Source organism: Arthrobacter glycogeni (assembly GCF_054511155.1).
The window spans coordinates 1-13999 of record NZ_JBTNDE010000005.1; the positions used below are offsets into that span (position 1 = coordinate 1).

At 63.6% G+C, this 13999-nt stretch carries 13 protein-coding genes; 4 read left to right on the forward strand and 9 right to left on the reverse strand.

All coding sequences use genetic code 11. The annotated features are described in order from the left end of the window. Nucleotides 1–319 precede the first annotated feature (319 nt). The 7 genes from ACX80O_RS04670 to ACX80O_RS04700 all read right to left on the reverse strand — a co-directional run bounded on the left by ACX80O_RS04670 (nt 320) and on the right by ACX80O_RS04700 (nt 7575). Complete coding sequence (locus ACX80O_RS04670; protein WP_459332704.1) at nt 320–1060, reverse strand: LysR family substrate-binding domain-containing protein; 741 nt, start codon at nt 1058–1060, stop codon at nt 320–322. A 63-nt stretch (nt 1061–1123) separates the two neighbouring features. Further along, complete coding sequence (locus ACX80O_RS04675) at nt 1124–1927, reverse strand: HpcH/HpaI aldolase family protein (protein ID WP_459332705.1); 804 nt, start codon at nt 1925–1927, stop codon at nt 1124–1126. Further along, a complete protein-coding gene (hpaH, locus tag ACX80O_RS04680) occupies nt 1912–2697 on the reverse strand; it encodes a 2-oxo-hept-4-ene-1,7-dioate hydratase (protein ID WP_459332706.1) in 786 nt (261 codons plus the stop codon). The genes ACX80O_RS04675 and hpaH overlap by 16 nt, the downstream gene beginning before the upstream one ends. 2 nt (nt 2698–2699) lie before the next feature. Further along, nucleotides 2700–3779, reverse strand: coding sequence for a 3,4-dihydroxyphenylacetate 2,3-dioxygenase (hpaD, locus tag ACX80O_RS04685; protein ID WP_459332707.1), 1080 nt, complete (start codon nt 3777–3779; stop codon nt 2700–2702). Between the two features lie 43 nt (nt 3780–3822). Then, entirely contained in the window at nt 3823–5355 is a 1533-nt protein-coding gene (gene hpaE, locus ACX80O_RS04690) for a 5-carboxymethyl-2-hydroxymuconate semialdehyde dehydrogenase (protein WP_459332708.1), read from the reverse strand. Beyond that, complete coding sequence (locus ACX80O_RS04695) at nt 5352–6056, reverse strand: GntR family transcriptional regulator (RefSeq protein WP_459332812.1); 705 nt, start codon at nt 6054–6056, stop codon at nt 5352–5354. The genes hpaE and ACX80O_RS04695 overlap by 4 nt, the downstream gene beginning before the upstream one ends. 25 nt (nt 6057–6081) lie before the next feature. Further along, a complete protein-coding gene (locus ACX80O_RS04700) occupies nt 6082–7575 on the reverse strand; it encodes a fumarylacetoacetate hydrolase family protein (RefSeq protein WP_459332709.1) in 1494 nt (497 codons plus the stop codon). Between the two features lie 270 nt (nt 7576–7845). Between ACX80O_RS04700 and ACX80O_RS04705 the strand changes: the two genes are divergently transcribed. The 4 genes from ACX80O_RS04705 to ACX80O_RS04720 are packed head-to-tail and all read left to right on the forward strand — an operon-like array spanning nt 7846 to nt 12373. Then, a complete protein-coding gene (locus ACX80O_RS04705; RefSeq protein WP_459332710.1) occupies nt 7846–9768 on the forward strand; it encodes an FAD-binding monooxygenase in 1923 nt (640 codons plus the stop codon). After that, nucleotides 9765–10151, forward strand: a complete 387-nt coding sequence (locus tag ACX80O_RS04710; protein ID WP_459307450.1) for a DUF5997 family protein — start codon at nt 9765–9767, stop codon at nt 10149–10151. Before ACX80O_RS04705 ends, ACX80O_RS04710 begins: the two co-directional genes overlap by 4 nt. Before the next feature lie 55 nt (nt 10152–10206). Continuing rightward, entirely contained in the window at nt 10207–11316 is a 1110-nt protein-coding gene (locus ACX80O_RS04715; RefSeq protein WP_459307451.1) for a glycosyltransferase, read from the forward strand. Between the two features lie 7 nt (nt 11317–11323). Then, a complete protein-coding gene (locus ACX80O_RS04720; protein ID WP_459332711.1) occupies nt 11324–12373 on the forward strand; it encodes a glycosyl transferase in 1050 nt (349 codons plus the stop codon). On the opposite strand, the gene ACX80O_RS04725 is transcribed toward ACX80O_RS04720, so the two are convergent. Next, entirely contained in the window at nt 12370–13269 is a 900-nt protein-coding gene (locus tag ACX80O_RS04725; protein WP_459307453.1) for a glycosyltransferase family 2 protein, read from the reverse strand. The two genes, ACX80O_RS04720 and ACX80O_RS04725, sit on opposite strands and share 4 nt — an antisense overlap. Further along, on the reverse strand, nt 13269–13976 hold the full coding sequence (locus ACX80O_RS04730) for an SOS response-associated peptidase (protein ID WP_459307454.1): 708 nt from the start codon (nt 13974–13976) through the stop codon (nt 13269–13271). The genes ACX80O_RS04725 and ACX80O_RS04730 overlap by 1 nt, the downstream gene beginning before the upstream one ends. Nucleotides 13977–13999 lie beyond the last annotated feature (23 nt).

Consider the following 13999-nt stretch of genomic DNA (forward strand, 5'->3'; position numbering starts at 1 on the left):
GGCCCTCTACTGGAGCCGGAGTCCGGGCCGGATTCGGGAGGGTATCCCTTTCCGGTAGGAGAAGCTGTACTGCTTTTCATACCTTCATTCCATCATCGGGCACTGACAAAACAAGGTCCGCAGGAAGGCACCCGGAAAAGAATTTTGAACTATTTTTCGCGGCCCGGTCACAGCCCACAGGGGGCGTGCACGAAACCCCACAACCCACCCACCGAGGCGTCAGATCGGGCGACTCACAAGATCACCCACCAGACCTCACGGTTCTGCGAAAGGGAAGGGGCTGGGGAGTTCGGGGTCAGCAAACAGGGGTCTGCACCGGCTAGCGTCGGCCACGCCCGCCCGCACCGGGCTTTCGACCGCGCGGGGTTTGTTTCTTGCCGCCTGCTGACGATCGCTTGGTCCCGCCAGCCTTCTGGCCGGGCTTCGCGGACCCTGCCGAAGGTTGCTTCTTGACCGCTGCTTTCAGCGCCTTCTTTTCCTTCTTTGCCGGTTCCCTGGCCGAAGGCTGCCGTGAACTATGCTCGGTGCGCCCCCTGACAATGCCAATGAATTCCTCGATGTCTTCGGAAAGATTGTCGGCCAACCAGGTTACGGCGATGGTGGTGGCTGGTACATCCAGCACCGGACGATAGATTGCGTCCCTGCGGGTGTAGAGGCGGGCAATCGACATGGGCACAATCACCACGCCGGCGCCCGTCGCCGCCAGTTCGATGGCACCCTTCTCCCCACCGTTCGCGCCGACCTCAAGCAGGTTCTCCTCGGCCAGTTCAGCGAATGGCACCTCATCAAACAGCGACAGTTCGTGGTCCTTGCCCGCTACCACCACTGGCTGTTCCTCGTAGAGCGGGATGACGCTGAGACCCTCGCGCTCCACCGGTAGGCGGACAAAACCAAGGTCTACAGTGCCGTCACGGAGGGCAAGCTCCTGGCTGGCAACTTCGTACTCGACGGTCTCCAGCGGTTTAGCCGGATGCCTCTCGCGCCACCTGCTGACCCATTTGCCGGGGGTCACACCTGGGACAAAACCGACGGTGAGGACGCTGGGCTGGGGCTCGGACACCTGATCACACTAACCCACGAGCGCGTCCGCCGGACCCCTACCTCGGCCGATTGGACAGGAGGTTCAGTAGCTGGCGGGAGAATCGCCGTCGGACACGGGAACGAACTGAGCTGCCAGGGCCTCCGAACCCCGCGCCAACAGCGCGACGTCGGCACCCACCAGAATGAAACTGGCACCACGATCCAGATAGTGGCGTGCAGTATCGGGGTTGAAGGCGTTCACTCCAGCCGGTTTCCCAGCCTTCTGAGCCGCCGAAAGACAGTGCTCGACGGCGGCCCGCACGCGGGGATGTTCCTGCTGCCCGAGCACCCCCAGGGAAGCAGCAAGGTCGGCAGGGCCCACGAAGATCGCGTCAACACCGTCGACGGCCAGGACAGCCTCGACGGCATCGACGGCGGCAACCGACTCGACCTGCACCGTCACGCTGATGGTTTCGCCGGCGCGGGAAAGATAGTCGGGGACACGGTTCCACCGGGCTCCGCGGGCCAGCGCCGAGCCGACGCCGCGGACCCCCTCCGGTGGGTACCGGGTGGCTGTCACGGCGGCTTCAGCGTCAGCCACCGAATGAACCATCGGGATCAAGAGGTTCTGCACCCCGAGGTCAAGGTACTGCTTGATCAGTACGGTGTCGTTCACTGGCGGACGGACCATCGCGTGGACCGGGTAGCCGTGCACGGCCTGGAGTTGAGCAAGGATGGATTCGAGCCCGTTCGGGCTGTGCTCGGCGTCGATGAGGAGCCAGTCCAGGCCGGCCCCGGCGCAGAGCTCGGCGATCAGCGGACTTCCCGAGCACACCCACATGCCCGCCAACGGGCGATCCGCCCCTGCGAGCGCTTCACGAAACGTGGTCTCTAGCGGAAGTGGCATGTTACAGCTCCCAGCGGTCCGTAGTCGGCGTGGATGGTGTCGCCCTTCTGAACCCACAGTGGTCGCGTGAAGGAGCCAGCAAGGATAATGTCCCCGGCCTTCAGGCTATCGCCATGGGCGGCAATCTTGTTGGCCAGCCAGCGGACGCCGGCAGCCGGGTGGTCGAGCACCCCTGCGGCGACGCCGGTCTCCTCGACTGTCTGGTTCTTATAGAGGATGGCGGCGATCCAGCGGAGATCGACGGCGTCGGGCTTCACCGGGCGGCCGCCCACCACCATGGCCCCCATCGCCGCGTTGTCCGAGATGGTGTCCACAATGGTCCTGCCCTCCATCTCGATCCGGGAATCGAGGATCTCCAGGGCCGGAACCACGTAGTCGGTGGCGTTCAGGACGTCGAAGATGGTGCAGCCAGGACCGGACAGATCAGTCTTCAGCACAAACGCCAGCTCCACCTCGACCCGCGGATGGGTGTATCGGTCCCAGTCCACCGAGCAACCGGTGTCCAGCACCATGTCATCGAAAATGGCCCCGTAGTCCGGTTCGGTGATGCCGGTGGCGGCCTGCATGGCCCTGGAGGTGAGGCCAATCTTGCGTCCCACCAGCCTGCGTCCGGCAGCTTCGTTGCGCTGGCGCCACAGCTGCTGGACGGCGTAGGCGTCGTCGACCGTCATGTCGGGATACCGGGCAGTGAGGCGCGGAATCGGGGTGCGGCTGCGGCCGGCCTTCACCAGTTCATCGGCGATAGCTTCAATGGTTGTGGCGTCAAGCATGGCTACAGCTGCGCTCCCAGCTTGAATCCCTGGGCAATACTATCGCCCTCCTGGCGGGTGTAGGAGAAGCCGTCGGCGCCCACCGTCACCGCCATCTCGCTTTTTTCCTCACGGACGACGACGGGCTGAGGATTGCCGTCGAGGTCAAGCACCAGTGAGGCTTCGCTGTACCAGGACGGGACGACGGCGTTGCCCCACCAGTCGCGGCGCTGATTGTCGTGGACGTCCCAGGTGACAGTGGGATTGTCCGGGTCACCCGTGTAGTAATCCTGGGTGTAGATCTCGATCCGATGCCCGTCGGGGTCCAGAATGTACAGGTAGAAAGCGTTGGAGACGCCGTGCCGCCCGGGGCCGCGTTCAATCCGGTCGGAGATGCGCAGAGCGCCCATCTTGTCGCAGATCTGGATGATGTTGTGCTTCTCGTGGGTGGCAAACGCGACGTGATGCATCCGCGGACCGTTGCCACCGGTCAGGGCCGTGTCATGCACCGTCTGCTTGCGGTGCATCCAGACCGCGTAACTCACGCCGTCGGAATCCTGGATGTCCTCCGAAACCCGGAAGCCCAGGTCCTCAAGGTATTTGCGTCCGCGCGGCACATCGGGAGTGACCTGGTTGAAATGGTCAAGGCGCACCAGTTCCCCAGCGGAGTAGAGGTCGTAGCGTTGAGTGAGGCGTTCAACGTGCTCAACCTCGTAGAAAAACTCATAGGGGAAGCCCAACGGGTCCTCCACCCGGACAGAATCGCCGACGCCCTTCGTGAACCCGTCTTTGCGCCGCTCGGTACGGCAGCCCAGCTCCGTGTAATACGCCTCGGCGGCATCCACCTCGGCCGGAGACTTCACCCGGTAGGCGAAGGCGGCGACGGCAGCCACGGGACCCTGGCGCAGCACCAGGTTGTGGTGAATAAACTCCTCCAGCGACCGCAGGTAAATGGTGCCGTCGTCTTCCTCGGTCACGTGCAGGCCAAGGATGTCGACATAAAACTCCCGCGACCTCACGAGGTCAGTGACAACAATTTCCATGTAGGCGCACCGGACAATGTCCGGTGCCGGGACGCTGGGAGTGGGGACAAAGTTGGTCATGATGGTCTCTCTTCGTTGAGCAAGACGAAAGGTAGCAGGGCTTTTAGAGGTTATGCGCGGTGGAAGTGTCGCCGAACTTTGGGGTGTGGACGGCGCCGAGGCTGATGTGGACTGCCTGCTGGTCGGTATAGAAGTCGATTGAACGGTAACCGCCCTCGTGGCCCAGACCCGACGCCTTCACCCCTCCGAACGGGGTGCGGAGGTCACGCACGTTGTGGCTGTTCAACCACACCATGCCGGCCTCCATGTTCTGGGAAAAGGTGTGGGCCCGGGTCAGGTTTTGCGTCCAGATGTAGGCGGCGAGCCCGTATTTAGTGTTGTTGGCGAGCGCGAGCGCTTCGTCGTCGTTCTCAAACGGGGTGATGGCGACGACGGGTCCGAAGATTTCTTCCTGGAAGATTCGCGCTTCCGGGGCGACATCGGCGAACACCGTCGGCGCAATGTAGTTGCCCTCGGGGAGATGTGGCGGACGGCCACCACCGGCCAGCAACCGGCCCTCCGACTTCCCGAGCTCGACGTAGGAGGCGACCTTCTCATAGTGCTCGGGGTGGACCAGGGCGCCCACCTCGGTCCTGGGGTCATGGGGGTCGCCGACGACGATGGCCCTCGCCCTCGCAGCGTACCTTTCGCAGAACTCGTCGTAGATGCCGCGTTCCACCAGGATGCGGGAGCCTGCGGTGCAGCGTTCACCGTTGAGCGAGAAGACACCGAAGAGAGCCGAATCAAGAGCAGCGTCGAGGTCCGCGTCGGCGAAGATGACACACGGCGACTTCCCGCCAAGTTCCATGGACAGGCCCTTGAGGTGTGTCGCCGCGTTCCGGAAAATAGTCTGACCCGTGGTGGTCTCGCCGGTGAAGGAGATCAGCGGAACATCGGCGTGTTTGACCAGCGCGTCCCCCGCCTCCTCGCCGAGCCCGTTGACCAGGTTGAATACGCCGTCGGGCAGCCCGGCGTCCTTGAAGATCTGGGCCCACAGGGACGCTGAAAGTGGTGTGAACTCGGCGGGTTTGAGGACCACGGTGTTGCCGGTGGCCAGGGCCGGGGCGAGTTTCCAGGATTCGAGCATGAAGGGGGTGTTCCAGGGTGTGATCAACCCGGCGACGCCGATGGGCTTCCGGTTCACGTAGTTGATCTGGGAGCCCGGCACCTTCATGGCGTCGTCGAACTGGGCCACGATGAGATCCGCGAAGAAGCGGAAGTTCTCGGCGGCCCGCAGGGCCTGGCCCTTGGCCTGGGTAATGGGCAGGCCAGTGTCGAAACTTTCGAGATCGGCGAGGCGCGATTCCTGCGCCTCGACGGCGTCGGCGATCCTGTTGAGGACCCGCGCGCGTTCCCGTGGTTTCATCCGCGGCCAGGGGCCATGACTGAACGCCGTGCGCGCGGCGGCCACGGCGAGGTCGATGTCCTCCCGTTGCCCTGCGGCTGCGGTGGCGTAGGTGGTGTTGGATACCGGATCCAGCACGTCGAAGGTCGCGCCGCCCACCGAATCGACGAATACCCCGTTGATGTAGTGCTGGATGTGGGTAGGCAGGTTCTCGGGGACGTAGTAGCTGATTTTAGGGACAGTGGACGTCATTGGTTCTCTTCCTGAGTGCTGTGCGGAACTGATTCGGCGGAAACTGGCGTTTGGGCCAGGTAAGCGTTGAGGGTTCCCGTCCGGTGCCGACGCGCCGCACCCTCGATCGTCTCGGCGTCGGCGCCCGATTCGATAAGGCGCAGGAGGGCATCATGTTCCAGGACCGACTCCCTGGCACGTGCCGGGACAAACCTGAAGGTCGAGGACCGCAACGTGGCCAGCCGGTCCCAGCCCCGGTGCACCAGGTCAAGAATGTGCGGGTTGGGGCAGTGCTCAAACAGTATGCTGTGGAACTCCTGGTTCAGTGCCGTAAACCGGACCGGATCGAAATGGGCAAGGCAGTCGCGCATCTGGGTATTCACCGCGCGGGCGCGGGCAATCGCCACCGAATCGATCGACGGCGCAGACAGTGCGGTCGCGGCACCCTCAATGATGCTCAGGGTCTGCATGGTGTAGAGGTACTCGGTCGGGTCGATCCCGGAGACGGTGGCACCGACATTGCGTTCGAACGTCACCAACCCTTCGGCCTCAAGCCGCCGGATTGCCTCCCGGACCGGAACCACACTGACCCCAAGGTCCCCGGCGATCTTCGCCAGCACCAGACGATAGCCAGGCGTGACGGAACCTTCGATGATGCGCGCCTTGATCGCAGTGTAGGCCCGCTCGGACTTGCTTTCCGGCGTGACCTCGCCACCCTGCATCAGGGGCGACGCTACGACGACGGCGTCAGTCACGTGTTGCTCCCGCGGCAACCCACTGCACGTACTTGGCCTTCCAATCGGCGTTCATCGGGTATAGCCCGTCGACGCCGTTTCCCTGTTTGACCATCTCGAAAATGAAGGTCTCCTCCTGCTCCTGCAGGATGCAATCGTCGACGAGCTCCTCGGCAAGACCCGGCGGAATCACGAGGATGCCATCCGAATCGGCCACGATGATGTCACCGGGTTGGACTGTCGTCCCGCCGCACGCGATGGTGATGTCCGTGTCCCACGGGACGTGTCGCCGGCCCAGCACCGCAGGGTGCGGGTTGGCGAAGTAGGTGGGCATGTCGAGGTCGGCCACCGCTGAGTAGTCGCGCACCCCGCCGTCGGTGATGATGGCCGCCGCCCCCCGCACCTGGGCGCGCATGGCCAGGATGTCCCCCACTGTTCCGGTGCCCTTTTCGCCGCGCGCCTCCATGACGAGGATTTCGCCGTCGTTCACCGAGTCAATGGCGCGCTTCTGGGCGTTGAACCCGCCACCATGTGATGCGAAAAGGTCCTCCCGGTTGGGAACGAAACGCAGTGTGCGGGCCAGTCCCACCACGCGGCGCTCCGGGCGGGTGGCCTGAAGCCCGTCAATGCTCACGTTATTCAGGCCACGCTTCCGTAACTGGGAGGACAGGGTGGCGGTCGCAACACTCTCGAGCTTTTTCTTCAGTTCCGGCGGCAAAGCGTGACCGAGCGGTTCCAACCCGGCCGCCTCCCGCGATCCGTAGGCTTCCTCGCGCTGGGTGTCATCGGTTTCGGGCCGGGCACCAAAGTCGGCGAACGGCGTCGTTCCCTCGACCACCCGGGTGCTCAACCGGCCGCTGCTGTGGGTGCCCCCGGTGACCTCAATGTCGATCGTGTCCCCGGGGTGGGCCACCGACGCGCCCGCCGGGGTGCCGGTCAGGATGATGTCGCCTTCCTCAAGGGTGAGGAGCTGGGTCAGGTCGGCGACCAGCTGGGGGAAAGGAAACAGGAGCTCTTCGGTGGTGTCATCCTGCATGAGGGTGCCGTTATGCCAGGTGCGCACCCGCAGCGCGGCGGGGTCCACCTCGCCAGCGGGAATCAGGCGCGGACCGAGGGGAGTGAAGCCATCGCCCCCCTTGGAGCGGACGTTCGACCCCTTGTCGGCGTACCGAAGGTCGTAAACCCCCAAATCGTTGCTCGCCGTCACCCAGGCGACATGGCTCCAGGCGTCGTCGAGCGCAACCCTGCGTGCCGTCGTGCCGATAATCAGGGCGATTTCGCCCTCAAACCCGAGCAATTCACACCCTAGCGGCCGCTCGACGGTGCCTGGAGCATCAATTGATCCGAGCGCGAGCGACGTCGACGGCTTCAGGAAGTAGGACGGCTTCAGTGGCGTGCGACCGCGCTGGGCAGCGCGGCTTGGGTAGTTGATGTGGACTGCAACAACCTTGCGGGTGCGGGCCAGCAGTTCAGCGCTCACCGTCTGAGTCTGGGACTGAAGGCTCATACCGCGTTTCTCCTCATCGTTCTGCAGAGCTGTGCTGCGCGCACGCTCCGCAACTCCATCAGTACTTAATGTATGAAATCGTATACGATCAACTATCATCCGTGGCGAGGGGCACGTCAACCCTTCCCTGTGGGGCTGGGATCGTTGTGTCCTGCGTCAGGCCCGTCGTACAGTTCGAGGAACGTCATTCGATTATCGGAGGACCTGTTCGCATAGAGAACAGATTTTGCTGGCCGTCGAGCTTTCACAACGAAGTGAGTGAGGAAAACCGTGCATTTTCACCATCACGGCTACGTTTCAGGTGACCCGCGGGTTCAGGCCGTTGCCGGCGTCGGCGTCAATCGTCCCGACGACCTTCCCGATGAGGTCGACGTGCTGATCATCGGCAGCGGTCCGGCTGGAATGCTCGCGGCTGCCCAGTTGTCCCAATTCCCGAGTATCACTACCCGCATAGTTGAGCGGCGGCCCGACCGACTCGCGATCGGGCAGGCCGACGGCATCCAGGCACGCAGTGTTGAGACCTTTCAGGCGTTCGGATTTGCTGAACGGATCATCGCAGAGGCATATCGGATCACCGAGATGGCGTTCTGGAAGCCCAACCCGGCGGACCCGTCACGCATCATCAGGACCGCCCGACCGCTCGACGACCCGGCCGGCGTCAGCGAATTCCCGCATCTCATCGTCAACCAGGCACGGGTCCTCGACTACTTCGCCGAGGTCATGGCGCACTCCCCCACCCGCATGAAACCTGACTACGGCCTGGAGTTCACCGGCCTGGAAGTCTCCAGCGAGGGCGAATACCCCGTCGCCGTCACGCTCACCCACACCACCGGACCGCTCGAAGGCACGCAACGGTCAGTACGGGCGAGATACGTGATCGGCGCAGACGGTGCCCGCAGCAAAGTGCGGACCGCCATCGGCTGCACGCTCGCCGGAGAAGCGGCGAATCACGCCTGGGGTGTCATGGATGTGCTCGCCACGACTGACTTCCCCGACATCAGGTTGAAGTGCGCCATCCAGTCAGGCGCTGGAGGGAGCATCCTCCTCATTCCCCGGGAAGGTGGCCATCTCTTCCGCATGTATGTGGATCTTGGCGACGTCGACACCCACACCACGGGCGAAATCCGCAGCACCACAGTCGAACAGATCATCGCGAAAGCCAACGCCATCCTTCACCCCTACACGCTGAACGTCCGGAACGTCGCCTGGCATAGCGTCTATGAGGTAGGCCACCGCCTGACTGACCGGTTCGACGACGTCCGCCCCGAGGAGCTCGGCACCCGCAGCCCCCGGGTCTTCATCACCGGGGACGCCTGCCACACGCACAGCGCAAAAGCCGGCCAGGGAATGAACGTCTCCATGCAGGACGGGTTCAACATCGCCTGGAAGCTGGGGCACGTCCTGGAGGGCCGCAGCCCTGACAGTCTGTTGTCGACCTATTCCGCCGAGCGGCAGGTCGTAGCGAAGAACCTGATCGACTTCGACAGGCAGTGGTCCTCCCTGATGGCCAAGAAACCCGAGGAATTTGAGGATCCGACTGAACTGGAGAACTTTTATACCAGCACCATGGAGTTTCCGGCCGGATTCATGACCGAGTACACGCCCTCCATGATTGTCGGCGAGGCAACTCACCAGGAGCTCGCCGCCGGGTTCCCTATCGGCAAACGTTTCAAGTCAGCGCCAGTAGTGCGCGTCTGCGATACCAACCCGCTTCAGCTTGGCCACCAGGCGACGGCCGACGGGCGGTGGCGGATCTATGTCTTCGCCGATGCGGCCCTTCCGGGCACTCAGTCGAAGGCCGCCACTTTGGCCAACTGGTTGGAATCCTCGCCGGATTCTCCTCTCATGGTGACCCCCGGGGGCGCGGACCAGGACGCGTGGTTCGACGTCAAAGTGATCTACCAGCAGGACCACCGGAGCCTCGACATCAACGCCGTGCCGGCGGTGTTCAAACCCCGGGTGGGGCCGTTCAAACTGGACTACCTGGAAAAGGTATTCGGTGTCGACCCCGACCAGGACATTTACGAACTGCGCGGGCTGGACCGGGAGGGCGTCGTCGTCGTCGTCCGTCCGGACCAGTACGTGGCCCACGTGCTACCGCTCACAGCGACGACCGAGCTTGCCGCCTTCTTCGCACGAATGCGAACCCAGGGCGGGTCGGAGGCGGCGGGGGGAGCTAGGGTTGAGGAATGACCCCCGCGAAAAGCCCCCAGACCATGAAGCCCGCTACAGCGGCAAAGAAACTGGGAATCTACCTGCCAGCCGCTCCACAGGAGTTCCAGGACACTGACGTCACCCGCGCCGAGTTCAACGAACTGCAGCAGAATCCTCCTGAGTGGCTCGCTGAACTTCGCCGCAGCGGGCCCCATCCCCGCCCCGTAGTGGCGCAGAAGCTCGGTATCTCCATCAGCGGTCTTGCCCGTGGGGGAGTCACTGAACCGCTCTCCACCACTGACATCACTGCCCTTTTGCAGGAGCCGCCAGCGTGGCTGGTCGCTGAACGCTCAACCCATGCAGCGGTCCGTAAACAGGACCTGATCACCAAAAATCTTCATGCGGAGAAATCCGCCCAGTAGATCTCGTTCCTCATTCCGTGTCGACTTTTCACGGAAATGAAGCATACTTACTTTTATGCTGCTTGCGCAACCGCTCACCATTGCCGTCATGGCACACCTGCACCATCCGATAGCCAGCCCCTATCCCGGCGGGCTGGAGATGCATACCGCCCTGCTGACCGAAGAGCTGACAGCTCGAGGCCATTCAGTGACCTTGTTCGCCAAGGACGGCAGTCGGGGGCCGGGCACAGTGGTGCCCGTCCTGAACGCCGGATTCACCTTCACCAAGTATCTTGACGGCCCTGATCGCGATGCTCAGACGCACCTCCTCGACAATGCGCAGCGTCTGACTCTCGCCCGAGTCAACGAGGGCGAGTTCGACGTCGTCATCAATAACTCGCTCAGCCCACTGCCGCATGCCGATCCGCCGCGCCAGCCCATGCTGACCATCCTTCACACCCCACCACTCCCACGGGTGACCGACGTCTTTGACGCGGCTGGCTACACCCCCACCCCGCGGCAAAAGTTTGTCAGCGTGTCGGCGGCCAACGCGCTGCAGTGGAGAACCCACCTGCGGAACATCAACGTGGTTCACAACGGAATCCGCCTCGAAGAATGGCGCACTGCAGGTCTGGCCCGACGACGGCCCAACACGGCTGTCTGGTCCGGCCGGATCACCCCCGAGAAGGGCCTGCACGTGGCAATCGAAGCTGCTGCCCTCGCCGGGATGCGCATCCGTTTTGCTGGTCCCATCAGCGATCAGGATTATTTCGACCGGACCATCGCTCCGCTGCTCAGCGAATCGGTACAACATGTTGGCCACCTCGACCACGGCCAGCTGGCGTCGTTCCTCAGCTCGGGTGCCGTGTTCATCTCCTCACCGTTATGGGCAGAACCCTTCGGACTGAGCACCGTCGAAGCGATGGCCTGCGGTACACCGGTGGCTGCTCTGCCCTGCGGCGCGATGGCCGAAATTATTGACGAGCGGGCCGGGGTGGTCGCCAGGGGGTTCGCGGCAGCCGACCTGGCGGTGGCCATCGAACAAGCCCGCCACGCAGATAGCGTGGAGGTACGGGCCTCCGCGTCGCGGTTCGCCGCCGAGGTGATGATCACCAGCTACGAAAAGCATCTCGGGGAGTTGGTGGGCCAGGGCCTGCTGACCGATGCCGAGATACTGGCGTCCTAGGGTACCGATGGCCCTCCCCCGCGTTGCCTATTACACCCATCATCACGGATCCGGACACCTGCGCCACGCCTTGGCTATCGCACGGTTGCAGGTAGTCGATCTCCTGGTCACCGGCTCCACCGAACCGCCAGGACTGAGCGGCATCCCGCACACCCGCTTTGCCCAGCTCGCCGCTGATATCCGGCCCAACGGCGAGCCCTACCCGGTGCCCCCTGAACCGTTTCTGCACTACGCACCCACCACCTCAACTATCAGGGACCGGTTTTCCCAGCTGCATGCTGCCTGGCAGGACTTCGATCCCCAGGTGGTGATCATCGACGTCTCCGCCGAGGCCGCAGTCTTCGCCCGGCTCTGCGGATATCCGGTCCTTTACCGGCGGATGCCCGGTGACCGTTCGGACGTGGCACATCAGAGCGCCTACGCTGCCGCCACCGGGCTGTTCGCCTACTATCCTCAAACCCTGGAGGATGCCACCTATCATGAGGCATACGGAGACCGGACGCAGTATCTGGGGATGCTCGAACCACCAGGTTCTGCCGCTGCCAGGACCGTCCCCGCTGGCGGGAAGGTCATTACCGTCCAGACCAGCCTCGGGGGCAGCGGGGTGAGCGTCACGGAGATCGCCAGAGCTGCACGATCATCCCCCGAATGGCAGTGGAATGTGGTGGGTCTCAGCTCCGGCAGCGCCAACCTGCCACCGAATGTGCGCCTGCTCGGCGTTGTCGGGGACCCGCGCCCGGAGTTGGCGGCGGCGGATCTCATCGTCACGTCCGCCGGATACCACGCCGTCGCGGCGGCGGCCGCTGCCAGCCGGCCCACCATCCTGGTGCCAGAGGCGCGGCCTTTCGGAGAGCAGACTGCCTTTGCCCGCGCTCTGAACAGGTCAGCCGGAATCCCGCTGGCTGAGATCTGGTCAGCTGCAGCGTGGCCGGAGCTCCTGCGCCAGGCTGTGGGATCTGATGCCGGAGCGCTGGGGGCGGCCCTGTTTGTCAGCCGCGACACCTTCAGCGACCGGTTTCTTGACCTGGTGTCCAGGGCCTCGGCGTCAGGTGCTTAGTACGGTGCATTCACCTGTGCCGCTGCAACCTCACCCGCGGTGGGCTGTCTAAGCACGTCAACCGTGTTGCCGTCGGCGGCCCAGGCGATGTACCCGGCGTCGGCGAAGGCAGTCAACCACCCGGTCATCGGCCACACCCCCCGTTTCCGGTAGAACACGAGGCTGTTGGCAACGATATCGGAGAAGTGCTGCAGCGGGGGGCGGGTGACCCCGTGATGCTGGTGAAACATCGTGGCGTTGGAGAACGAGAGTGTCACGCCACGGTCCCGGGCGGTGAAGGAAAAATCTGTGTCTTCCCCGCCATACCCGGTGAACGCCTCATCGAATCCGCCGATCCGTCCGAAATCGTCTGCCGTGACAGTAAAACCCAGGGACCAGAACAGCTCATAGCGGTCGGTGCGGGCAGGTGATGCGCCCGCCGCCGGCGCCAGCGACTTCCGCGCTCGGTGCGGGATCGAGGCGCGCATCAGCCCTGCATCGCCGTCGTGCCTGGGGAATCCTGCGGCACTCAGGTAGCGGGGCTGGGCCATGACAAGCCCCCCGGCGTCCGCCAGGTCCCGGTGTAGGGTTTCGCACAACGTGCTGGCCGGGATGCAGTCCACGTCCAGGAAGATGAGGGTGTCAGTCGAAGCTGCCGCGGCAGCCGCGTTGCGGGCGGCAGCAAGGTTGAGGGCGCCGGTTGCCGACGCTGGAAGGTGGACAATCCGCTGAGGAATCATTGAGACCAGTGGCGCGGGGTTTGGCTGGCCCATGTAGGCGACCACCAGCTCAGTGGGCTGCAGGGTTGAACGATTAAGACCCGCCACCAGATTGGCGAGGTGGTGGTCCCGGTTGGCGCTGAGTACGAGAACCGAGAACTGTGGGGTTGCGGGATCGGAGACTGCTGAGACCGTCATCAAGCGGCGGGCTCAATCAGCTGCGGCCCGTTATTGCGGACCGATCCGACGGCGTCTCCGACGACGCGGGGCACGAGTTGAGGTTCAGGAATGGCGTCGATCAGTGTCCGCACGTCAGCGCTACTGGTCATTCGTGGATTCAGCCATTCTGAGTAGAGATCCGGGGGGAGAATGAGCGGTGTTCGGTCGTGAATATGGCCGAGCGTGTCACTGGCTGTGGTGGTGATAATGGTGCAGCTGCGCAGCCATTTGTCTTGATGATCATCCGGAAGTGTTGGGTCTGGCCAGTATTCATACAGGGCTGCGAAGGCTAGCATGTCGTTGGTCTGGCCGTGAAGGTAGGTAGGTATTTTGCCATCCGGCCCCTTTTCCCACTCGTAATAGCCGTTGGCCATCACGATGCCCCGGCGACGTGAAGCAGCGGTGCGGAAGGAGGGTTTCTCAAGGATAGTTTCAGCCCTGGCGTTGATCAGGGGTGGGCCCTTCTTTGGGTCTTTCAGCCAGGACGGCACCAGCCCCCACCGGGCGGTGGTCAAGCGTCTGGCAGGATGACCACCGGTATCCTCCAGTCGCTCCAGCAGAAGCCGGACGGTGTCTGTGGGAGCAACATTGTAGGAGGGTTCCGGCAGCTCCTGATCAACAAAGTCAACGTCAAACAGGTCGATGAGGTCCTGGTCAGATCCCGCCACCACAAAACGTCCGCACATGAGGATAGGGTACTCCGAGGGAC